Origin of the sequence: Streptomyces sp. NPDC006551, assembly GCF_040611675.1 — a bacterium.
Classification (GTDB): domain Bacteria; phylum Actinomycetota; class Actinomycetes; order Streptomycetales; family Streptomycetaceae; genus Streptomyces.
Genome location: NZ_JBEXOT010000030.1, coordinates 1 through 22,444, shown reverse-complemented (window position 1 = coordinate 22,444; position 22,444 = coordinate 1). Strand labels below are relative to the sequence as shown.

The window sequence follows — 22,444 nt, the reverse complement described above, 5'->3', positions numbered from 1 at the left end:
CCTCAGCCGTGCGCCGCCCGCAGGGACGCGGAGTGTTCCCGCACCTGCTCCGGGGTGAGATAGGCGTCGGTGTACTCGAAGTCCTGCAAGGTGCCGGACTTGGAGGCCAGGAAGCCCGTACGGACGAAGTCGTCGCCGGCGACCGCGTTGAGGAGCCAGTTCGTCATCACCCGGGTCTTGGCGACGTTCGTGCGCAGCGCCGACCAGTGGTAGGCGCGGGCCACCGCCTGGGCGGGCATGCCGTGCAGTTCGACCCCGAGCGGCTTGGAGACGCCGTCCCGGCCGCCCAGGTCCACCACGAGGCCGAGATCCTTGTGGACGTACGGATAGGTCTGCCGGCCCCGCAGGGCGGCGACCAGGTTGTCGGCGATCTTCCGCCCCTGCCGCAGCGCGTGCTGGGCGGTGGGCGGACAGACGGCGTCCTTCTCGCCCTTGGCCAGATCCGGCACGGCGGCGGCGTCGCCGAGGGCGTACACGCCGTCGAGACGGGGAACGGTCATGTCCGCGCCGACCACGAGACGGCCCTTGTGCGTCTCCGCGTCCAGGGTGCCGATCAGCGGACTGGCGGCGACACCAGCCGTCCAGATCAGCGTGCGGCAGGGCAGCACCCGCCCGTCGGTGAGCGTGACCGTTTCGGCGTCCACGGACGCGACCGACACCCCGAGCGACACCTCGATCCCGCGCCGCCGGAGGATGTCGAGCGCCGCGCCGCCGAGCTTGTCGCCCAGCTCGGGCATCAGCTTCGGGGCGATGTCCACCAGATGCCACTTGATCAGCTTCGGGTCCAGGCGCGGGTAGCGCTTGATCGCGTGATGCGTGAGGCGCTGCAGACAGGCGGCCGTCTCCGTGCCCGCGTAGCCGCCGCCGACGACCACGAACTGCAGCCGCGCGGCGCGTTCGGCCTCGTCCTGGCCCGCGTCGGCGAGATCCAGCTGGGCGATCACGTGGTCGCGGATGAAGACCGCCTCGGCGAGGGTCTTCATCCCGCGCGCGTGCTCGGCGAGCCCCGGGATGTCGAACGTCCGGGTGACACTGCCGGGTGCCAGGACGAGGTGGTCGTACGGTTCGGCGACGATCTCACCGGTGATCGTACGGATCACGCAGACCTTGGCCTTGGCGTCCACCCCGATCGCGCCGCCCGGAATGATCCGCGTCCGGTGCCGCGCGCTGCGGCGCAGCGACAGCGCGACGGACTGGGGGGTGAGCACACCCGACGCCACCTGGGGGAGCAGGGGCAGATAGAGCTGGTACGAGAAGGGTGACAGCAGCGAGATCTGGGCCTCGCCGCTGTGCAGCCGCCGCTCGAGCCGTCGTACGCAGGCCACTCCGGCGAAGCCGGCGCCCACGACGAGAATCCTCGGTCGGGTCACGGTGTGTCCGTCCTTCGGGGTCAACGGTCCTTGCAGCTCCAGTAACCCCATCGGGGAAACGGAAACCCGTGCCGCCCGCCGATGGAGTGACGGCACGGGGCCCTCGCCCGGCACCGGACGACGTCGGCGCGGCGGATCCCGGACTTACCCCGCGCCCCTCCTCGCCGCAAGCCTTTCGGCCACGGCCACAACCTTCGCCCGCTCCCGCCCGCGCGTACGACGCTTCGGGCACAGCGCACAGCGCACAACGCACCAGCGAAGGAGATCACCATGACGAGCGACAGGCCCGTGGGACGCCGGACCGTCACCGTGGCCGCCGCCCTGGCCGCCGCCGGCCTCGCCCTGCCCACGCCGCCCCTCGCGACCGCCCGGGCGGCCGTTTCGGGCACCGCCGCACCGGATCTCGTGCTGCGGCTGCCCGCCCCCACCGGGCCGTACGCGGTGGGCGTCACCGCCCTCCACCTCGTCGACGGCCGGCGCACCGATCCGTGGAGCGCGGAACCGGCGGTGCGGGAGGTCATGGTCAGCGTCCACTACCCCGCCCGCACGGTCGCGGGACACCCCCGCGCACCCCAGATGACCCCGGCCGCCGCCCGGATGTTCCCCTTCGTCGACGTCGCCCATCTCCACCGCGAACTGCCCGCGAGCGGCGTCGACTGGGCCGCCACCCTCGGCCACGCCCATACGGGAGCGCCCGCCCTGGCCGGACCGTGGCCGCTGCTCCTGCACACCCCCGGCGGCGGCGACCCCCGCACCCTGGGGACCACCCTCGCGCAGGACCTCGCCGGCCACGGCCACGTGGTGGTCTCGCTCGACCACCCCGGCGAGACGACCGCGGTCGAATTCCCCGACGGCCGGCTGCGCACGACCGAGCTGGGCGCCGGCGACCCCGCGCACGACTCGGCGCTCTTCCGGCGGATGATCGACACCCGGATCGCCGATCTGCGCTTCGTCCTCGACCGGATGAGTGTCCTCGCCGCGGGCCGCCGCCCCGACGCCGCCGGGAGGCCGCTCCCCGACGGCCTCGCGAGGGCGATCGACCTCCGCCGGGTGGGGGCGTACGGACACTCCGCGGGCGGTACGACGGTGGCTCAGGCGCTCCACGACGACCGCCGCCTCCACGCCGCCGTCAACCTGGAGGGGTACCTCGACCTTCCCGACGGGGAACCGCTGCCGGTCGCGCGCGAGGGCACCCGCCGGCCGCTGCTCCTGCTCGGCACGGACGGCTTCCGCGACGCGCGCTTCGACCGCTCCTGGTCCGCCGCCCTCACGAACGCCCGCGGCTGGATCCGCAGGCGACAGCTCGACGACTCGGGGCACTGGGTGTTCACCGACTACGCGGCGATGGCGCCGCGGCTGGAGGCGGCCGGACTGATGACGGCGGAGGGTCGCGAGGCGATGGTCGGAGCCCTCACCCCGGCACGGTCGGTGCCGACGGTACGCCGCCGGGTGCGGGCCTTCTTCGCCCGCCATCTTCCCTCGCGGTGACGGCCGTTCGCCCCGGGATGGCGGGGTTTCGTCCCTGGCCGGAACCCGCGCCTCAGGACGCCGGTCCCCACGGCGATCTGTACCGGGGGAGGGGCCGGTCCCTAGCATGGGCGACCAGTGTTCCGTCGAGCGAAGACACGGGTGAGGACTGGATGCGAGACACGTCGTGGCGCCCGGACGCCATCGACACCAACGTGCCGAGTGTGGCGCGTATGTACGACTTCTTCCTGGGAGGCGACGACAACTACCAGTCGGATCGCGACGCCTGCGAGGAACTGCTGAAGCAGGTTCCCAGCACCAAGGTCCTCGCCGTGAACAACCGGCACTTCCTCCGCCGTGTCGTGCGGATGCTCGCCTCCGAGTACGGCATCCGGCAGTTCATCGACCACGGATCCGGCCTGCCCACGCAGGACAACGTGCACCAGGTGGCCCAGGCCGTCGACCCGGCCTCGCGGGTCGTGTACGTCGACAACGATCCGATCGTCCTCGCCCACGGACGGGCACTGCTGGAGGAGAACGACCGCACGGCCGTCATCCAGGCCGACATGCGGGACACGGAGGGCATCTTCGGTCACGAGGAGACCCGGCGGCTGATCGACTTCGACCAGCCGGTCGCCGCTCTCTTCGTCTCGGTGCTCCACTGCATCCCGGACGAGGACGACCCCGCCGGGCTCGTCCGCCGGGTCGCGGAGCGGCTCGCGCCGGGCAGCTTCCTCGTGGTGTGCCAGCTCGTCAGCGATCGGCCGGAGATCCGCAAGTTCGTGACGGACTTCATGGCGGAGGCCACCGGAGGCCACTGGGGCCGGGTCCGCGAGGAGCATGAGGTCGCCGCCTACTTCGACGGGCTGGAGATCCTCGAACCAGGACTGGTGGAGGTGTCCACCTGGCGGCCGGACAATGATCTGGCGCCGGTGCAGCCCAGCGACGAATGGCTCGAATGGGGCGGCGTCGGGCGGCTGTGAGCGTGCGCGGGCGGACGGCCTCGGGGGCCGTCCGCTCCGGCGTGCCGGAGGCCCCTCACAGGCGGTCGAGACGCTCCCGCACCCGTTCCAGGGATGCGGCCGGGGTCAGCGCGCAGGCGCTGAGCCGGTCCAGCATGTCCCGGTACTGCTCGACATCGGCCGGCTTCTGGCTGAACGTACTGTCCGTCAGATGCTCGATGTAAACGGCGTCCTTCAGGTCCCTCAGCGCGAACCGCAGATAGGTCACGCCGGTGCCGACGCCGATCGCGGCCGTCACGTCGAGCGGAGCGACCTGGAGCGTCACCCGGGACCGGCCCATCAGGTCGATCAGGTGCTCCAGCTGTTCGCGCATGACCTCGGGGCCGCCCACGGTCCGCAGCAGCACCGACTCGTCGATCACGGCCCACAGCCGGGGGCCGCCCTCCCGGTCGAGCTGCCGCTGCCGCTCCTGCCGCAGTTCGATCCGGCGCTGGATCTCGTGCGGGAGCAGACGGCCGGGCCCCGACCGGACGACCGCGCGCGTGTACCCGGGCGTCTGGAGCAGCCCCGGGACGTAGAAGGGCTCGTACGAACGGATCAGCGCCGCCGCTCCTTCGAGGGCGACCAGCGGCGCGAAGAAGTCCGAGAGCACATCGCTGAAGGACCGCCACCACTCGGCTTGCCGGGACTGCCGTACCAGTCGGAGGAACTCCTCCGAGCGGGCCCCGTCCGTCACGCCGTACAGCGCCAGCAGGGCCATCGCGTCAGCCGGTTTGCAGCCGTGCCGTCCCAGTTCGATACGGCTCGTCTTCGAGCGGGAGAACCCCAACCGGGCGTCGACGTCGGCCGGTTCGAGACCGGCCGCCGAGCGCAGTTCGCGCAGCTTGCCGCCGAGGATCAACTTCAGTGCGGTGGGGTTGTTCTCCAGCGTCCCGATGGAACGGACGAACAGGGGCGAACTCGGTTCGGCTTCGGCCATCACGCGCTCCCGCACTCTTCTTGAGGGCTACGAGAGTAACGGGCGCGCCGATCGCGGACCAGCGATCCAGGGCATGACGGCGATTTTCAGCCGATTGCGAAGTCGAAGTCGCCGTCCCTCGCGCCGGCGACGAACGCCGCGAACTCGTCGCGCGTATAGACCAGGGCGGGGCCCTCCGGGTCGCGCGAGTTGCGCAGCGCGACCCCGCCGCAGGGGAGGGCGGCCATCTCCACGCAGTTGCCGGTGGCGTTGCTGTGCCGGCTCTTGATCCAGGTGACCGACGCCAGGGCGCTCGCCCTCATCCCGTTGAACGACTCCGCGGCCATGGGGCCCTCCCGATCCGTACGGCGCTCGTACGTCTGTCCATGAGATCGCGTGACTGCAATCCCAGATGCAATTGCACTTTCGGTGTGCCCTCGACAATACTCGTTTCACACCGAACGCCGCAGCATCGAACTCCGGGGCACACAGGGAGACATGACTGGTGATCATTCACACGTCGGCCTTGGCGCCCGATCCCGCGCCCGCTCCTCTTCAGGGACCCGAGGCGCTGCCGCTCGGCTTCGCCGCGTGCGGACTCGACGGCCGTCCGCAGAACGTCTCCCGTGCGCGACGCTTCGTGCTACTGACGCTGGAAGGCTGGGTGCTGCCCTCCCTGGCGGGGGACTTGGAGCTGGTCGTCACCGAGCTCGTCACCAACGCCGTGCGCCACGCGCTCGGCTGCCCGGACCGCGACGTCGAGGAGGCCGAGTACCCCGTGTGGCTGGGGCTCTCCCTGCACCCCCGCCATCTCGTCGCCGCCGTCACCGACCCCAGCCCGGAGCCGCCCCGTCCGCGCCCGGTCGACGATCTGGGCACGGGCGGACGCGGGATGCATCTGATCGAGGCGCTGAGCGACACCTGGTCCTGGACCCCGGCCGCGCCCCGCGGAAAGACGGTGTGGGCGGCCATGCTCCTGCCGACCGCCCAGAACTGAACTCAGGGCCACAACCCCTGAATAATCCGGTGTCCTGACACGGCCCCGGCTCCCTACACTCGCATCGCGCGCTGCCGACGTCCCGGCGCGCGTTCCGACCAGTGAGGGGAGCCCGACCGTGCGTTGCCGCACCGATGTCGTCGTTCCCCGTTCACGGTACGACGTGATCCTGATGTCCTCGTCCACCCGGTGCCGGCCGCGCGGCCGCCACCGGAAGCCCGTGACGAGCTCCTGACCCGTCAGTGATCCCGTAGAAGAGCGGTCCGAAGCGCCCCCGGGGCGTCGTCCGTCCTGCTCGCTCTCTTCTCCCGATCTCCTCGTCCCGGGAATCGCGCCGCCCTGTTCTCGCACCCATCGAAAGGCCCTGGGCCGTGCGTACCGACCTTCGACCCCTCACGACCACCCCGCTGGACCACGTCCGGAATCTCGGCATCCTCGCCCATGTCGATGCCGGAAAGACCACCGTCACCGAGCGGATGCTCTACCTCACCGGCGCCACCCACAAGCGGGGCGAGGTCCACGACGGCACGACCGTCACCGACTTCGACTCGCAGGAGCGCGACCGTGGCATCACCATCTTCGCCGCGGCGGTCAGCTGCGTCTGGGACCACCACCGGATCAACCTGATCGACACACCGGGCCACGTCGACTTCTCCGACGAGGTGGAGCGTTCGCTGCGCGTGCTCGACGGCGCGATCGCGGTGTTCGACGCGGTGGCGGGCGTCGAACCGCAGAGCGAGTCCGTCTGGCGGCAGGCCGACCGGCACGGGGTCCCGCGGATCGCCTTCGTCAACAAGCTCGATCGCGCCGGGGCCGACCTCGACACGGCGGTCGCCTCGATCCGCGACCGGCTGAACACCGTGCCGCTGGTCGTACAGCTGCCGATCGGTCGGGAGGACGGGTTCACCGGCGTGGTGGATCTGCTCCGGATGCGCGCCCTCGTCTGGGCCGCCGACGGCGGCGCGTTCACCGAAGGGCCCGTACCCGAAGACCTGCGGGAGGAGGCGCTCCGCCGTCGCCGAGCGCTGGAGGAGGCGGTCGCGGAGCTCCACCCGGCCGCCCTGGAGGAGTTCTGCGCGGAGACGACGCTCGGCGTAGGGACGATGACCACGGCGCTGCGCGACCTCACCCGCAGCGGTGAGGGCGTGGTGGTGCTGTGCGGATCGGCCTACCGCGACCGCGGGATGGAGCCGCTGCTCGACGCCGTGGTGGCGTACCTGCCCTCGCCGCTGGAGGTGCCGCCGGTGCGCGGGACCGTGGACGGCGCGGAGCGGGAGCGCGCCGCCGACCCGGCGGCGCCGTTCGCCGGCCTGGTCTTCAAGGTGAACTCCACCGCCACCGGGCGCCTGACCTACCTGCGCGTCTACGCGGGAACGATTCGGAAGGGAGACACCGTGCTCGACGTGGCCGCGCGCCGTACCGAGCGGATCGGACGGATCCTGCGCGTGCGGGCGGACCGGAACACGGACGTGGACCGGGCCCGGGCCGGTGACATCGTCGCCGTGGTCGGCCTGAAGTCCGCCCGCCCCGGCGCCAGCCTGTCCGCTCCCGACGCCCCGCTGCTCCTGGAACCGCCCACGGTGGCGACGCCGGTCGTCTCCGTGGCGGTCGAGGCCCGCAGGAGCCTGGACACCGACCGGCTGGCGTCCGCGCTGGCACGGCTGGCCGAGGAGGACCCGTCACTGGCGGTCCGGACCGACCCCGAGACCGGACAGACCGTCCTGTCGGGGATGGGCGAGCTGCATCTGGAGGTGGCGGTGGAGAAGATCCGCCGGGCCCAAGGCCTGGACATCGCCGTCGGCAGACCGCGCGTGGCCTGCCGCGAGACGGTCGTGCGCGGGGTGTCGGGACTGGTGTACCGGCATGTCAAACAGGAGGGAGGCGCCGGTCAGTTCGCCCATGTCGTCCTCGACGTGGCCCCGCTCGAGGCGGCGTGCGAAGGGACGGACACGTTCGCGTTCCGCTCGACCGTCACCGGTGGGCGGGTGCCGCAGGAGTACGTCCGCGCGGTGGAGGCGGGCTGCCGGGACGCGCTGGAGGAAGGGCCTCTCGGCGGCCACCCGGTGACCGGAGTGCGGGTCACGCTGACCGACGGGGCCACCCACCCCAAGGACTCGTCGGAGATGGCGTTCCGGACGGCGGCCCGGTTCGCGCTGCGCGAGGCTCTGCGGGCCAGCGCGATGACGCTGCTCGAACCGGTGGTCGAGGTCACCGTCACCGTGCCGGACGGCGCGGTGGGCGGAGTCCTCGGTGACCTCGCGGCACGGCGTGGCCGTGTCTTGGGCTCGACCGCACGGGCCGGCACGGCGGTGATCACCGCGACCGTCCCGCTCGCCGAGCTCTTCGGCTACGCCTCACGCCTGCGGGGCCGCACCCAGGGCAGGGGCACGTTCACCACCCGGCCCGCCGGATACGCGCCCGCGCCGACCGGGGCGCTCGCGGTGAACCCGGACCGGTAGTCACCGGCGAGGGGGCCCACCCCGCGGGGTGGGCCCCCTCGCTCCGGCGGGCTCCAGACGACGAAATCCGTAGGTGGAATCCTGTAGAGCTGCCTTCCTGCTCCGCAGGCTACCGATTGGTCAAAGGAAATCGCAGCTTCCCCTTGTGCTCCCGCATAGGGGCGCGGCAGGATCCTTCACCTGTACGTCATCGGAGGAGCACGGCACGTGAGCAGCAGAACCGGTAGCGAGGGGGGCGGCGGTCTGCGGGCCGGCGCCCTCGGCACGTTCGACTCCATCGTCATGGCGGTCGCCGGCTGCGGTCCCGCGTACACCGTCGCGGCGACGATCCCCGCGCTCGTGCTCGCCGTCGGCGTCGCCGCGCCGGCGGTGCTCCTCTACTGCGCCCTCCCGATGGTCGGCATCGCCCTCGCCTTCCGCCACCTCGGACGGCTCGACGTCAACGCCGGCGCGACCTACACCTGGGCGGCCCGCGCCCTCCACCCCTTCCTCGGATTCCTCGGCGGCTGGGCCCTGGTCGTCGCCACCACCGTCTTCCTGGTCTCCGCCACCGTGCCCGCGGGCGCCGCCACCCTCGCCCTCCTCGACCCGGAGTGGGCCGGGGACACCACCCTGGCCACGGTCGTCGGCGTCGGCTGGTTCCTGCTCATGGCGGGCGTCGTGGCGCTGGGCGCCCGCATCAGCCCGTACACCCGCAGAGTGCTCACCGGCGCCCAGCTCGTCCTGCTGATCGGCTTCGCCGTCGCCGCCCTCGCCAAGGACGGCAACGCGGCCGACCCCTCGCTCTCCTGGTTCGGATTCAGCCACTTCGACGCCACGCACACCTTCGTCGGCGGCGCGCTGATCGCCGGTGTCAGCTACTGGGGCTGGGACGTGACCAGCAACCTCAGCGAGGAGACCCGCAACAGCCGCCGCGCCTTCGGCCTGGGCGGACTCGTCGGCGTCCTGGTGTCGTTCGCGGTCTTCGTCGTCTTCACCCTGGCCGCCACCGTCCTCCTCGGCACGGACGCCGTGCGCGAGAACCCCGAGGGTTTCCTCACCCTGCTCGGCGAGGCCGTCTGGCCGGGCTGGGGCGGCCGCCTGCTCGTTCTGGCCGTGATGCTGTCCATGATCGCCACCCTGGAGACGGCGCTCCTGCAGGCCACCCGCACGCTCTTCGCCATGGGCCGCGACCGCACGGTGCCCGCCGTGTTCTCCCGTATCCACCGGGAATGGCGGACGCCCTGGGTGGCGACGGTCACCGTGGCGGCGGTCGCCCTGTTCCTCGTGGTCGTCTCCGCCACGGTCGGCTCCGGTACGCAGTTCGTCCGCGACGCCGTCAGCGGCATCGGTCTGCCCATCGCGTTCTACTACGCCCTCGCCGGTCTCTCCGCCGTCGTCGCGTACCGCAAGGTGCTGTTCACATCCGTCGGCAACCTGCTCTTCCTCGGCCTGTGGCCGCTCGGCGGGGCGCTCTTCATGATGTGGATCTTCGCGGTGTCGCTTCCGGAGCTGAGCCGCGCCTCCCTCGCCATCGGCCTGGGCGCGCTGGGCCTCGGCGTGGTGCCGATGTCGCTGTCCTGGTTCCAGGGCAGTTCGTACTTCCGGCCCCGGCCGCTCGACCCCGAGCAGGCCGACGCGATGGACGCGTACGACGGCGATACGGGGACCGAGGCGGCGCTCGCCGCCGCCGAACGCAGGGACGGCGTGCTCACCGACTTCTGAACGCGACCCCGCCCGCCGTCCTCCGCCCCACCCGAACCGGGCCCGATCCGAGGAGTGTCCTGCCATGCCAGCCTGGCTGCGCCGCCGTTCCGGAGCACCGGTCTACGATCCGGCCCACGGTGACCGGGCCCTCTCCGAGGGCTGCCAGGACATGGTGATGGGCCGTTGGGAGGGCGCCCGCGACCTGCTGTCCCGGCAACCGCGCGACGACTGGGACCGGCGCTCCCACCGCATCCGCCTGCTCGCCGACGCGGCGGCCAACCGGCGCACCGTCGACGTCTGGCACGCCACCGAACCCGGCAACCCGGACGCGGCGATCCTGCGTGCGGAGACCGAGGTGATGCGCCTGTTCGCCGCCGCCCGCACCGGCACGCTGCCGGCGAGGGACAGCCTCGACCGGGTGGCCCGGCTCTGCCTCCAGGCTTCGGACCTCGCTCCCGAGGATCCGCACCCCTTCGTCTCCCTGGTGACGCTCGGCAGGCTGTACGAGGACGGAGATCCCAACATGCCCCACTGGTGGAAGGAGCTCCAGGCGCGGGACCCGTACCACCGGGAAGGCCACCACCAGGCACTGCGCCATCTCTCCGCCCGCTGGCACGGCTCGCACGCGACGGCGTACAACTTCGCCTGGGACGCGGCGGCCTACGCCCCCGCGGGTTCCCCGCTGGTGGCGCTCCCGCAGGTGGCCCGAGCGGAGGAGTACCGGCACCGGACGGAGACGGAGGGCCGCACGACGATCGGTCTCACCTACCACTGGACCGGCGAACGGGCGCGCTGGGACCTGCGCCAGACCCTGGAGAGGTGGATCGTCCCCCGCACGACCGCGTACGCACAGGACGTCGCCGACCTCAACCACGTCGCCCACGGCCTCGTCCACGCGGGCATGCACCGGGAGGCCGGCGCCGTCTTCGACCTCCTCGACAACAGGGCCACCCGGGTCCCCTGGTCCTACAGCGGCGACCCGGAACACCTCTTCACGCTCTGGCGCGACAAGTCACGACGAGCCTGAGCCCCGCGAGCCGGGTCCGGGTTCGGCCCACGGGTGGATCGCCTCAGCCGGTGCCGCGCACCACGTCGATGCGCAGCGGCGCCCGGAAGGACAGCAGACCGAGCATCGGAGGGTCGGCCGCGGCCGGGGCGAGCCGGGCCGTCGGCAGCCGGCGGGCCACCGCGCGCAGGGCCACGGCCGCTTCCGTACGGGCCAGGGAAGCCCCGGGACAGCGGTGGCGCCCGGCCCCGAAGGCGAGGTGATGGCGGACGTCCGCCCGGTCCGTGCGCATCACCGCCGGTCCGTCGAAGACCTCCGGGTCCGAGCCGCTCCCCATGAGCATCAGCAGCAACTGCGCGCCGGCCGGGAGCCGGACACCGCCCAGCTCCACCGGTCGCGAGGTCACCCGGCGCCAGGACGTGACCGGCGGCTCCCGCCGCAGTACCTCCTCCACCCAGGCACGGGCCAGCGGCTCGTCCTGCGCGGGACGGGGCCAGAGCCCGGGCTCGGCCAACGCCCGGCGCAGGACGGTGGAGATGAGCTGCCCGGTGGTCGACTGGCCGGCGACGAAGACGAAGAAGCAGGCGCCCACGGCGGTCTGGACGTCCAGCGGTCGCCCGTCCGGCAGTACGTGACGCGTCAGGGCGCCCATCAGACTGTCCGCGGGGGCCTTTCCGTCGCTCACCGTCGAGGTGAGCCACTGGTGGAACTCGCCGACCAGCGTGGCCAGTTCGAGTTGACGCTCGGGAGTGGGCCGTCCCCAGAACAGCTCCAGCGAAGCGTCGCTCCAGCGGGCCAGCGTGGCCGCGTCGAGGCCGTCGACGCCCAGCAGTTCCATCATCACCCGGCAGGGAAGCACCTGGGCGAACGACGTGAACAGGTCACAGCCTCCCGTGGCGTCGACGCGGTCCTGTACCCCGTCGAGGAGTTCGTCGGCGATCCGCTCGATCACGGGTACCGCCGCCGTGACCCGGTGGGCGTTGAAGAACCGTGTGACCACGCGCCGCAGACCGGCGTGACTGGCCGTGCTGTTGTTGGCCAGCGCCGGCCGCACCCGGAACCCCGCCCGCGCCAGCACCCGCAGGGCCGGGACTCCGAGGGGGGTGACCGCGTGCTGCGCGTTGTCCGGGAGGAACGCGGTCTGATCGAGCAGCACCGTGCGGATGTCGCGGTGGCGGCTGACCAGCCACAGACCGGTGGCGGGATCGTGGTGCACCGGGGACTCCCGGCGGAGGAGGTCCATCCACGGGTAGGGGTCGCGCACGAACCCGTCGTCGAAGAGATCGAGGACGCCGTGCCGGCCGGGCAGCGCGTCCGGCCCCGAGGCGGCGGTCCGGCCGTACGGGCAGCCGCCGCTCGCTCCGGGGTGCGGCGCGGGTCCGGTCACGGCCTGGAAGATCACGGGCGGACGCTAACACGCGCCCGCGCGGGGTCCGCCCCCGTTGTGCGGAGGATCACGTACGGACGGACGGAGGACGATGACCTCGGCCGACGACGCCGGGGCCAGGCGGCCGGGGCAGTACCGTACGGACATGCCTCACGGCCGGATCCAGCGGTTGCCCTTCGCCGCCGCGACCAGTTCCGGCAGCGTGCCGAGCTTGACCCGCGGCCGCCCGTCCGCGCGACCGCGGGCCAGCTCGGCGCGGTCGATGGCGGCCAGGCCCCGGGCGTCGACGACCTGGCGGCCACGGCGGCGGGCGAGGCGCTGGAACGCCCTCGGTGTGCGCGAGGGAGCGGGCAGGGCGCCGGCCACGGCGTCGGCCAGGAGCGTACCGACCGTCTCGGCGGCGCACGTGCGGTTGGCTCCGATGCCGCCCGAGGGACCGCGCTTGATCCAGCCGACGACGTACGTCCCCGGTCGCCCCGTCACCCGGCCGCGCTCGTGCGGCACGGTGCCGGTCGCCTCGTCGAAGGGAAGCCCCGACACCGGCACACCTCGGTAGCCGACGGCGCGCAGGAGCATGCCCGCCGGGATGTCGAGCCGGCCCGCACCCTCCGTCACCCGGACCCCGGCGACCGTCTCCTCGCCGAGCACCTCCACGGGCGCGGAGTGGAAGCGCAGGACGATCCGCCGTCCCGGGGGCGCCGTCCGGGACCAGTCCACCGTCGCGCGGGCCACGCCCCGCAGCAGGGCAGCCTTGTCGCCGGCCGCCGCCCCGTCGATCGTCTCGCCGGTGCGCGGATCGCCGTCGTCCACGACCAGAGCCACCCCCGGCAGGTGGGTGAGCGCGAGCAGCTCCGACGCGGTGTACGCCGCGTGCTCGGGACCGCGCCGCCCCAGGAGGACCACTTCGCGCACCTTCGACGTCCGCAGGGCCGCGAGCGCGTGGTCGGCGATGTCGGTCCCGGCCAGCGCCGCCGGGTCCGATACGAGGATGCGGGCGACGTCGAGGGCGACATTGCCGTTGCCGACCACGACGACCCGCTCGGCGGACAGGTCGATCGCGTCGGGCGCCACCTCCGGGTGGGCGTTGTACCAGGAGACGAATGTGGTCGCCGAGATGCTGCCGGGCGCGTCCTCGCCGGGGATGCCGAGCCGGCGGTCGGTGGAGGCGCCCACGGCGTAGATGACCGCGTCGTGGTGCGCGGCGAGCTCATCCGTGGTGAGGTCCACGCCGACCTCGACGCCCAGAACCATCCGTACGCGGGGATGGGCGTGGAAGCGGGCGAAGGCGTCCCCCACCTTCTTGGTCGCCGGGTGGTCCGGGGCGACGCCGTACCGGACGAGCCCGCCGGCCACCGGGAGCCGGTCGACCAGCGTGACCTCGGCGTTGGTGTGCAGCAGCAGGTCCTCGGCGGCGTACATGCCGGCCGGGCCGGTGCCGACGACCGCGACCCGGATCGGCGCGAAGTCGGACGGCAGGCTCCGCTCGAAGAGCGGTGCGCCCCAGGGGTGGAAGTTCGGCCCGTCGTCGGCGGTCTCGGGCTCCTTGTCCGCGAAGTAGGCCGCGTTGATGGCGGCGTACTCCTTCCCCGGACCCGAGAGGCTGTCCACCGGGAAGATCGCGTCGACCGGGCAGGCGTCCGCGCACGCGCCGCAGTCGATGCACGACCGGGGGTCGACGTAGAGCATCTCCGTACTGCCGAACTCCCGCTCCTGCGGGGTCGGGTGGATGCAGTTGACAGGGCATACGGCGACACAGGTGGCATCGCTGCAGCAGGTCTGGGTGATGGCGTAGGTCATCTCGTCAGCTCGGGTCGGTTCGGCGGGTCGGCTCGGGTCAGATCAGGTGGGCGCGCTTGTAGAAGGCCAGCGCCGGCTTGGTGAGGAGACGGGCGGAGGCGAGGAACTCCATGAGGCCCGAACAGCTGGAACGCATCAGGGACTTGTGGTGTTCGTTCGACTTGGCCTCGGCGATCGCGCGTCGGGCGTCGAGCCCGGCGTTGGCGTAGACGTGCCGGTTCACCATGCTGGTGACGATGACGTAGGAGGCGACCGCGATCACGAAGGCGTGGAGCTGTCGGCGCAGCGGGCCGGCGTGCCGCAGCCGCTTGCGCGTCTCGTCGCGGGCGAACTTCATGTGCCGCGACTCCTCCACGACATGGATGTTGTTGATCGTGCGGACGAACGGTGCGACCCGCTCGTCGCGCATCCAGTCGCGCTGCATCACGTCGAGGACCTCCTCGGCGACCAGGATCGCGGCGTACGCCGCTTCGCCGAAGGCGAGCGTCTTGAAGGCCCGGCCGAGTTCGACGGCGATCCGGTGCGGCCGGTAGGCGGGGGCGCCCAGCTTCGCGGCGCCGCGCGCGAACATGATGGAGTGCCGGCACTCGTCGGCGACCTCGGTGAGCGCCCATTGGAACCGCGGGTCGGTCGGGTCCTTGGCGTACATGTCCCGCAGCACCATCTGCTGCAGGATCATCTCGAACCAGATGCCGGTGCTGGCCACCGAGGCGGCCTCCTGCCGCGTCAGCTCCTTGCGCTGCGCGTCGGTCATCTCGTCCCAGTACGCCGTGCCGTAGAGGGTGCTCCACTCCGGGCTCGCGCCGTGGAAGTCCTTGTCCAGCGGGGTGTCCCAGTCCACCTCCACAGCCGGGTCGTACGACAGCTTCGCGGCCGATGCGAGCAGTCGCCGGGCGACGTCCTGCTCCTGGAGCCGGTCCTGGTGATCCGGCCGGACGGTGCTGCTTGCCATGATGCGGCTCCTTGACTCGAGAGAGATCGCGCCATCCCCGCTTGTTAGACGCGGTGTCTAGCAAGCTGTTAGACGGAACGTATAACAGGGGAAGTGGCCCGGCCTACCCCTCGGTAGGAAATCCGCGCGATCTCTTCACGGCGGACGCCCCTCGGTGCCGCGACGTCCGCGTCATCTGTCCGATGACGTACCGATTGTCATCCTTTGGATGACGTGCTACACAGGAGACAGGTGAAGCGCACGGACAGGCACGCTGATCCGGCTGGAGGTGTATCGCGATGCTGATGCGCACCGACCCGTTCCGCGAACTGGACCGCCTCACCCGGCAGTTCCTCGAAACGCCCGGCACCTGGTCGAGGCCGACCGCGATGCCGATGGACGCCTACCGCGAAGGCGACGAGTACGTCATCGCACTGGACATCCCCGGCGTCTCCGCGGACGCGATCGACGTCGACGTGGAGCGGAACATGCTCACGGTGAGCGCCGAGAGGCGGCCGTCGCGCAAGACCGACGATGTCGAGATGGAACTCTCCGAGCGGCCTCTCGGCGTGTTCTCCCGGCAGGTCATGCTGGCCGACACCCTCGATGTGGAGCGCATCGACGCCGACTACGACGCCGGCGTCCTGACCCTGCGGATCCCGATCAGCGAGCGCGCCAAGGCACGCCGGATCCCCATCGGGGCAGGCTCCACGCGCAAGGAGATCAAGGGTGAACGACCGGCGTGACGCCTGGCGAGGCGGCGCAGGCGGAGCGAGGCGTCCCATGCGGCGCGGAAGGACGGGGATGGCCCCGCCCTTCCGCGCCCGCCGCTTTGCACGACTCTCTGCGCACGACGTGCGGAACGGAGGCCACGGCCATGGACGCCCCTCCCGTGCTGAAGACCGCGATCACCCGAAGCGGCCCGCGCGCCACCGTGGTCGTGGCGGGAGAGATCGACATCGACACCGCGGCCCAGCTTCGCCACGCCCTGGGGGCCGCGCTCTCGGAGAGCGCGAGCCGGGTCGACGTCGACTTCGCCGGCGTGGACTTCTGTGACTGCTCGGGTCTCGCAGTGCTTCTGTGGGCCGGGCGGCAAGCCCGCGCGCGAGGCGCCGCCCTGCGGGTCGTCAACGTGACGTCCCCGCTGGTCGAGCGCCTCTTCCACACGACGGGGACGGCCGGGATCCTGCTGGGCCCGCCCGATCACGGGCCCTGAACCGCCGCGGGCATGGGAGCCGAACGCGTGGGCAGCGGCACGAGTACGCACGTGACGTACGGAGGGAGGCGGCGGACATGGTGCTGATGGCCGCGGACGTGTCGGGCGCGCCGTGCTGGCTGAGTCTGGTGGCGCGGGATCTGCGCGCGGCCGAGCACTTCTACGGCGCCGTGCTCGGCTGGACCTTCCGGCAGGCCGGCTTCGGCCGGGCCTTCTCCGTCGCCGAGCACGACGGCGTGCCCGTCGCCGGCATCGGGGCCGTGGCCGGGGAACTCGCCGTCCCCGTGGCGTGGACGGCGTACTTCGCGGTCGGCGACGCCGACGTGGTGGTCGCACGCGTACGGGAGCGCGGCGGAACGATCGGGGTGGGGCCGGTCTCCTACCCGCCCCGTGGCCGGGCCGCTCTCATGGCCGACCGGGAGGGCGCGACCTTCGGGATCTGGGAAGGCGGAGTGCTCTCCGACTGGAGTGTCGGCGAGGGAGCGGCTCCCGCGTGGCTGGAACTGCACACCCGCAACGCCTTCGACGCCGCGGTCTTCTACGGCGAGGTGCTGGGGTGGGGCGACACCGACGCGAACTCCTGCGACGTGTCCTACGAGGAGGACCAGGTCGTGCTGCGCCGCGCGGGCGAGCCCGTCGCACGCCTCAACAGCGGCCCCGTCGAGGAGGGCGCGGCGAAGCCCCACCTACGGCCCCGCTGGCTGGTCCACTTCAAGGTCCGCGACCTCGAGGCGGCGACGGCGGTGGCCGTCGAGCACGGCGGGGGCGTCGCGACGGACGCCGAGTGGGGCGGAGGACGACGGATCACCCTGCGGGACCCGGAAGGAGCTCTGTTCACCCTCGACGAGTCGCCGGACTCCTCATGACCCGGCACCGCGCGTGCGCAGCAGCAGGAACGCGATGTCGTCCGTACGGTCCTGGGCGGGCCGCACCTGCCGCAGCAGCGCATCGATGAAGAGGCCCAGGTCGCGGTCGTCGGCCCGGTCCAGGTACGCGGCGAGACGGGCCACGGACTCGTCGATGTCGGTTCCCGGCGTCTCGACGAGACCGTCGGTGTAGAAAGCCAGCAGCAGCCCCGGGGTGAGCGGGATGTCGGTGACGGGATAGACGGCGTCGGGGTCGATGCCCAGAAGAGGGCCGGGCGTGACCTCCATCGGAGCCGTCCTGCCTTCCGGACGGCGCAGGAGAGGCGGCGGGTGGCCGGCACTGGCGACGGACAGGGTGCCCCGCTCGAAATCCAGATGGGCGTACAGGCAACTGGTGAACAGCCCGGGGTCGAGGTCGGTGAGAAGCCGGTTCGTACCGGAAAGAACGATGTCGGGAGGCGTACCGAGCGTGGCGTGCGCGTGCACGCCGGTACGCACCTGTCCCATCAGGGCCGCGGCTGCGACGTTGTGGCCCTGGACGTCACCGATGACGGCCGCGGCGGCCGTGTCGCCGAGCCGGATGACGTCGTAGAAATCGCCGCCGATGTCCATGCCCCGGGTCGCGGGCAGATACCGCGCGGCGACGTCGAGGCCGGGAACCGGGGGAAGCGTGTGCGGCAGCAGCGCCTGCTGGAGACCATGCGCGAGCTGGTGCTTGGTGTCGTAGAGACGGGCGCGGTCCAGCGCCTGCGCGATGAGCCCGGCGAGCGAGGACATCACGGCGCGCTCCTCTGCCGAGAACGCACGCGGCCGTTCGTAGGAGAGGACACAGCAGCCGACCGGCCGGCCCGAGATGATCAGAGGCAGGAACGCCCACGCCTGCTTGCCGCTGACCATCGGCGCCTCGGGGTAGATCCGCCGCATCTCCTCGGGGTCGGCGAAGAACGAGGGGATTCCGGTGGCGAGCGTGCGCCCGGCGGGGGTGAACGTGGTGGTGAGGGGCAGGCCGTCGAGGCGCTCGATCACCTCGGCGGCATAGCCGCGGTGACCCATGATCCGGAGCCGGCCGGAGTCCGCGACGGACACGACGAGACCCTGTGCGCCGAAGGCGGGCATCACCTGGTCGGCGATGAGGTCGATGACGTCCTCGACGCCGACGGCCTCGGTGAGGGCGGCGGCCAGGTGCATGAGCTGATAGAGCCGCCCCGCGCGCGCCGGGCCCGCGGTACTCGGCACATGCCGGGGCGCCGGTGAGGGCGGCGGCTGGGCCCCGGTGGGAACGATACGGACGCTGATGCCACTGGCGTCCGGATACAGATGGAAGTCCAGCCACCGGTCGGGTGGACGGCAGGCGGTGAAGGAGACCGGCTCGCGACTGATCACCGCGGCGCGGTAGCGGTCCTCGTAGGAGGGGTCGTCGAGCCAGGGCAGGGACTGCCACGGCAGCGTTCCCAGCAGCCCGTCGGGATGCCGGCCCAGCAGCTCGCAGCCTCCGGAGCTGACGTACGTGATCCGCCCCTCCAGGTCCAGGGCGCACGAGCCGCCGGGCAGGCGCTCGGCGAAGTCGGAGGCCGCCTGTGCGGGGCTCGCCGGCCGGTGACTCGCTTCCAGGAGGACGACGCGGGGCCCCTCGCCCCGGCTCGGCGGCCCGCCGGACGCGACGGTCTCCTCCAGGAGCCGGGCCAGACGCCGGCAGTGGGAGGTGATGTGACCGCGTTCCCGACCGCTCATGCGCGCCGGTCGCGTCGCCGGCCACATCAGCAGCAGCGACCCCCAGCGTCGCGCGTCCGTGATCGGTGCGGCGGCGAGCGCCAGGGGGTACGGCAGCGCCACCGCCGTACGGGGGTAGGAGCGGGCCATCTCCTCCTGGCTGCCCACCCAGACCAGACGGTCCTCGCGGACCGCTTCGGCCACCGGGGCAGGGGCGTGCAGCGGAACCTGCGCCCAGGGGGCGGCGAACTCCGCCGGAACCCCGAACATGGCCTCCAGCCGCAGCACCCGCTCGTCCGGCGCGAGGAGATAGACGGCCCCGATGGACGCCCCGGTCTGGCGCGCCGTCTCCACGAGGGCCTCGTCCAGCGCGTCGGCGGCCAGATCGACGCGCCGGCCGGATCGGCCGTGCGGGGCGTCGGCGGCATCGGCCGGACCGCTCGTGCTCGTCACGAGGTACCTCCAGCGTCGCGGCCGGATTCCTGGGGCCCATTATCCGCGCGTCCGTACCTCTCGGCCCGCTCGGCGGGCTCAGGCCTTGGCCAGCTCCTCCCGGTGCGCCGCCACCCAGGTCGCGAAGGTCTGGAGACCCGGGTCGAGGGAGCGGACGGCGGTGAGGTCCCGGGCGGCGGTGAAGGTGTGCTCGCAGTCGGCGTAGTACTGGAACATGTTCCCCGCCTCCTCCGCGCCGGGGAAGCCGAGCGCGCGGTACGCGTCCGGCGTCAGCGGTTCGTAGCGCACGGGTTCGCCGAGCGCGTCGGAGAGGACCGCGGCCATGTCGGCGACCCTGAGGTGCTCGCCCGCGATGCTGACGGTGGCGGCGATGAGGTCGGTGCCGCGCTTCAGGACGGTCAGCGCCATCCGCCCGACGTCCTCGACCCCGATTCCGGAGAGCCGGCTCTCACCCATCGGGTAGTTCAGGACCCGGACACCGTCGTCGCCCCGCTGCGGCGGGAAGACGCCGAGCAGGTTCTCCCAGAAGAACGTGGTCCGCAGGAAGGTCGTCGGAACGCCGGCGTCGGCGAAGTACGCGTCGGCCTCCGCCTTGGCGTCGAAGTGCGACACCTTGTACGAGCCCTGGAGCGTGGGCATCCGGTCGTCGTCGAGGGGGATGCACTCGCGGGTGTCCTCCAGCGTGGACCAGACCGCGTGCTGGACCCCGGCGTGCGCGGCGGCCCGCGCGACCGCCGCGGCCTGGGCCTTCTCGCGCTCCGCCGACGAGTGCTCCCAGAAGTTGGTCACCAGGAACGCTCCGTACGCCCCCTCGAAGGCCGCTCCCAGTCCGGCCTCGTCGTCCATGTCGCCGCGCACCACCTCCGCCCCCAGCCGCTCCAGCTCCTTGGCCGCGTCCCCATCCGGATTCCGGGTGACGGCGCGTACCGCGAAGCCGCAGTCGTCATCGGCGAGGATCGCCCGGGCGGCGGAGCCACCCTGCCTCCCGGTCGCGCCGAAGACGGTGACCACTCGCTTCTCCATCGTCGGCACCTCCTTCCTTCCTCGTCCGTCCCTTGCGCACGGCGATTACCCGGATACGGCCCCCTCACCCGGTGGGGCGGTCTCACGCGGCGAGGCGGTCCCGCCCGGTGGAGCGGTCTGACCGGGTGGGGTGGGCCGGTTTGCGGCCGGGGCCGCCGGGCACCGCCGAGGTGAACGGACGCGAGGGCATGGGGGACATCATGGAACTCGGCTTCCTCAGACCGCTTTTCACCAGGCTGGGGCCTTGGGCCTCGGTCTACGTCGACACCACGCGCGCCACCGAGGACGCGCTGAAGATCCAGGAGCTCCGTGAGCGCTCGGTCGCCTCGCAGCTCATCGAAGCCGGTGCGGACGGCTACACCACCCGCGCCGTCATGGAGCGGCTCTCCCGGGAACCCGTCTCCGGCACGCCACCCGGCAGGGCGCTGTTCGCCGCGGGCGCCGAGGTGGTGCTCGACGTCCCGCTCGCGATCACCCCGGGCGGCGTCGAGGCGACCTGGTCGCTGCTTCCCCATGTCGCGCCGCTGGCGCGCCTGCGTGGCGACGCACCGAGCTGTCTCGTCGCGTACATCGACCGCACGGGCGCCGACCTGGAACTGCGCGACGCCCAGCACCGTGAGGCCGTGGGCCACGCCCGGGGCAGGGAGTGGCAGGACCGCGGACATCGTGGCCTTCCCGCCGACCGGTACGAGTGGCACTACCGGAACAAGCTCGAGAACACCTGGGACGAGACCGCCGACATCATCGCGACCGAAATCGCCCGGCAGTGGACGCGCGGCGACGCCGACCTGGTCGTGCTGACCGGCGACCCCCGTGAGCGCAGGGCCGTCCACCACCGGCTGCCCGAGCGGATGCGGACCGTCACCGTCGAGGTCGCGGGCGGCAGGGCGCCTGGCGCGTCGCGGAGCCTCCTCGAGCAGGAGATCACCCGGGTACGGGAGGACTTCGCCCGCGAGCGGCTGGAGAGCGCCCTCGAGCGTTTCCGCAAGGGCCGGGGCCGACCGGGGGAGCACCGTGCCTCCACGGTCGACACCGGTCCGGGAGAGGCCGCGGAGGGCATGCCGGCCGTCGTGGACGCGGCCCGCAACCACCAGGTGGCCACCCTGCTCCTCACGCCGGACGCGTCCGACGCCGGGCGCGAGGTGTGGATCGGGCCCGGCGCCGACGACGTGGCGGTGCAGCGCGGCGAAGCGCTGGCGATGGGGGTCGCCAAACCCGAGCGGGCGCGCGCCGACGACGCGCTGTTGCGGTCCGCCGCCGCGGCGGGCGGCGAGGTCCTCCTCGTACCGGAGAGCGTGCCCGGGCCGGCCGGGGGGCTGGGCGCGGTGCTCCGCTGGACCATGTGAGCCGCCGGACCGGCGCGGCCCGATGTCCCCGCCGGTCGGACTCGCCGGCCGCCGCTCCCTGAGGCCCGCTCGGGAGGCGCCGCCGTTCCCCGAGGCCGCCGCTCGCTAGGCGCCGGCGCGAGGACGCCGCCGCCTCAGGGCAGCTCGCGCGCCCGGACGGCGCCGGCGCCGAGGGCGTGGGTGCCTTCCTGACGCCGGACCGTGGGGTCCTGTGCGATCGCCGCCCGTACGAACGAGACCACCCGGTCGGCGTCCTCGGCGGTGACGGCCACCTGGACGAAGGGGGCGGCGGCTCTCAGCCCGACGAGGACGACCGGCCCGTGCCGGGGGCGGACGGAGAGGAAGTCACTCCCCTCGGCATGACGCCACACGCCGACGCAGACCACCTCCGGAATGGTCAGACCGCGTTCCCGTACGCCGCGCAGGGCACGCCACCAGTCCTCCTGGAGCGTCACCCCGGCCACGGCCGACAGGGGAATCCGTATGGTCCCCCGCCGCGCCACGGCCTTCTCCCACCAGCTCAGGCGAACGACCAGCTCGTCGACGTCCACACGCAGGCGTGCCATCTCCGTCCTCCCGTGCTCGGGCAGCTCACTCCGCGCCGCCCTTGGGCTTCTCGTCGTCGACGATCTCGGCGTCGACGACATCGTCATCGGCCTTGGCCTCGGCGTGCGGGGCCTCGCCGCCCGTCGCCTGGGCCGACTGCGCCGCCTGGGCGTCGGCGTACATCGCCTGGCCGAGCTTCTGGGAGACGGCCGCGACCTTCTCCGTGGCCGTACGGATCTCCGCGGTGTCGTCGCCCTTGAGCTT

The 22,444-nt window shown here is 72.5% G+C and carries 19 protein-coding genes and 1 pseudogene; 10 read left to right on the top strand and 10 right to left on the bottom strand.

All coding sequences use genetic code 11. The features are described 5' to 3' along the window. Window positions 1-2 precede the first annotated feature (2 nt). Window positions 3-1,370 carry an NAD(P)/FAD-dependent oxidoreductase gene (locus ABZY12_RS23985; protein ID WP_356893584.1) on the bottom strand — a complete coding sequence of 456 codons (1,368 nt, stop codon included), beginning with the start codon at window positions 1,368-1,370 and terminating at the stop codon, window positions 3-5. A 270-nt stretch (window positions 1,371-1,640) separates the two neighbouring features. Between ABZY12_RS23985 and ABZY12_RS23980 the strand changes: the two genes are divergently transcribed. Beyond that, complete coding sequence (locus ABZY12_RS23980) at window positions 1,641-2,858, top strand: alpha/beta hydrolase (RefSeq protein ID WP_356893582.1); 1,218 nt, start codon at window positions 1,641-1,643, stop codon at window positions 2,856-2,858. A 152-nt stretch (window positions 2,859-3,010) separates the two neighbouring features. Further along, window positions 3,011-3,820 carry an SAM-dependent methyltransferase gene (locus tag ABZY12_RS23975; RefSeq protein WP_356893580.1) on the top strand — a complete coding sequence of 270 codons (810 nt, stop codon included), beginning with the start codon at window positions 3,011-3,013 and terminating at the stop codon, window positions 3,818-3,820. Between the two features lie 55 nt (window positions 3,821-3,875). On the opposite strand, the gene ABZY12_RS23970 is transcribed toward ABZY12_RS23975, so the two are convergent. Next, entirely contained in the window at window positions 3,876-4,778 is a 903-nt protein-coding gene (locus ABZY12_RS23970) for a helix-turn-helix transcriptional regulator (protein WP_356893578.1), read from the bottom strand. Between the two features lie 86 nt (window positions 4,779-4,864). Next, a complete protein-coding gene (locus tag ABZY12_RS23965) occupies window positions 4,865-5,104 on the bottom strand; it encodes a DUF397 domain-containing protein (protein WP_356893576.1) in 240 nt (79 codons plus the stop codon). Between the two features lie 158 nt (window positions 5,105-5,262). On the opposite strand from ABZY12_RS23965, the gene ABZY12_RS23960 reads away from it, so the two are divergent. The 4 genes from ABZY12_RS23960 (at window position 5,263) to ABZY12_RS23945 (ending at window position 10,926) form a co-directional block, all read left to right on the top strand. Further along, on the top strand, window positions 5,263-5,754 hold the full coding sequence (locus ABZY12_RS23960; RefSeq protein WP_356893574.1) for an ATP-binding protein: 492 nt from the start codon (window positions 5,263-5,265) through the stop codon (window positions 5,752-5,754). Window positions 5,755-6,125: 371 nt separating this feature from the next. After that, window positions 6,126-8,213, top strand: coding sequence for an elongation factor G (gene fusA / locus ABZY12_RS23955; protein WP_356893572.1), 2,088 nt, complete (start codon window positions 6,126-6,128; stop codon window positions 8,211-8,213). 207 nt (window positions 8,214-8,420) lie between these two features. Next, entirely contained in the window at window positions 8,421-9,917 is a 1,497-nt protein-coding gene (locus ABZY12_RS23950; protein ID WP_356893570.1) for an APC family permease, read from the top strand. A 64-nt stretch (window positions 9,918-9,981) separates the two neighbouring features. Beyond that, complete coding sequence (locus ABZY12_RS23945) at window positions 9,982-10,926, top strand: hypothetical protein (RefSeq protein WP_356893568.1); 945 nt, start codon at window positions 9,982-9,984, stop codon at window positions 10,924-10,926. Between the two features lie 43 nt (window positions 10,927-10,969). On the opposite strand, the gene ABZY12_RS23940 is transcribed toward ABZY12_RS23945, so the two are convergent. The 3 genes from ABZY12_RS23940 to ABZY12_RS23930 all read right to left on the bottom strand — a co-directional run bounded on the left by ABZY12_RS23940 (window position 10,970) and on the right by ABZY12_RS23930 (window position 15,041). After that, window positions 10,970-12,307: a cytochrome P450 gene (locus ABZY12_RS23940; RefSeq protein ID WP_356893566.1), complete on the bottom strand. Its 1,338-nt coding sequence runs from the start codon at window positions 12,305-12,307 to the stop codon at window positions 10,970-10,972. A gap of 135 nt (window positions 12,308-12,442) precedes the next feature. After that, entirely contained in the window at window positions 12,443-14,089 is a 1,647-nt protein-coding gene (locus ABZY12_RS23935) for an FAD-dependent oxidoreductase (protein WP_356893564.1), read from the bottom strand. A gap of 37 nt (window positions 14,090-14,126) precedes the next feature. Beyond that, entirely contained in the window at window positions 14,127-15,041 is a 915-nt protein-coding gene (locus tag ABZY12_RS23930) for a diiron oxygenase (RefSeq protein ID WP_356893562.1), read from the bottom strand. A 278-nt stretch (window positions 15,042-15,319) separates the two neighbouring features. On the opposite strand from ABZY12_RS23930, the gene ABZY12_RS23925 reads away from it, so the two are divergent. From ABZY12_RS23925 to ABZY12_RS23915, 3 genes are all read left to right on the top strand, one after another. Continuing rightward, complete coding sequence (locus ABZY12_RS23925) at window positions 15,320-15,766, top strand: Hsp20/alpha crystallin family protein (RefSeq protein WP_356893560.1); 447 nt, start codon at window positions 15,320-15,322, stop codon at window positions 15,764-15,766. A 131-nt stretch (window positions 15,767-15,897) separates the two neighbouring features. Beyond that, window positions 15,898-16,236 (top strand): STAS domain-containing protein, encoded by a 339-nt coding sequence (locus tag ABZY12_RS23920; protein WP_356893558.1) that lies wholly within the window; start codon window positions 15,898-15,900, stop codon window positions 16,234-16,236. A gap of 77 nt (window positions 16,237-16,313) precedes the next feature. Then, window positions 16,314-17,102: a VOC family protein gene (locus ABZY12_RS23915; RefSeq protein ID WP_356893556.1), complete on the top strand. Its 789-nt coding sequence runs from the start codon at window positions 16,314-16,316 to the stop codon at window positions 17,100-17,102. On the opposite strand, the gene ABZY12_RS23910 is transcribed toward ABZY12_RS23915, so the two are convergent. Next, window positions 17,097-19,082, bottom strand: coding sequence for a SpoIIE family protein phosphatase (locus ABZY12_RS23910; protein ID WP_356893687.1), 1,986 nt, complete (start codon window positions 19,080-19,082; stop codon window positions 17,097-17,099). The two genes, ABZY12_RS23915 and ABZY12_RS23910, sit on opposite strands and share 6 nt — an antisense overlap. Before the next feature lie 261 nt (window positions 19,083-19,343). Beyond that, entirely contained in the window at window positions 19,344-20,288 is a 945-nt protein-coding gene (locus ABZY12_RS23905) for an NmrA/HSCARG family protein (protein WP_356893554.1), read from the bottom strand. 188 nt (window positions 20,289-20,476) lie between these two features. Between ABZY12_RS23905 and ABZY12_RS23900 the strand changes: the two genes are divergently transcribed. Further along, entirely contained in the window at window positions 20,477-21,634 is a 1,158-nt protein-coding gene (locus ABZY12_RS23900) for a hypothetical protein (protein ID WP_356893552.1), read from the top strand. Between the two features lie 134 nt (window positions 21,635-21,768). On the opposite strand, the gene ABZY12_RS23895 is transcribed toward ABZY12_RS23900, so the two are convergent. Continuing rightward, entirely contained in the window at window positions 21,769-22,200 is a 432-nt protein-coding gene (locus tag ABZY12_RS23895; RefSeq protein ID WP_356893550.1) for a hypothetical protein, read from the bottom strand. A 25-nt stretch (window positions 22,201-22,225) separates the two neighbouring features. Next, window positions 22,226-22,444 (bottom strand): annotated as a pseudogene (gene dnaK, locus ABZY12_RS23890) (molecular chaperone DnaK); the annotation flags it as partial.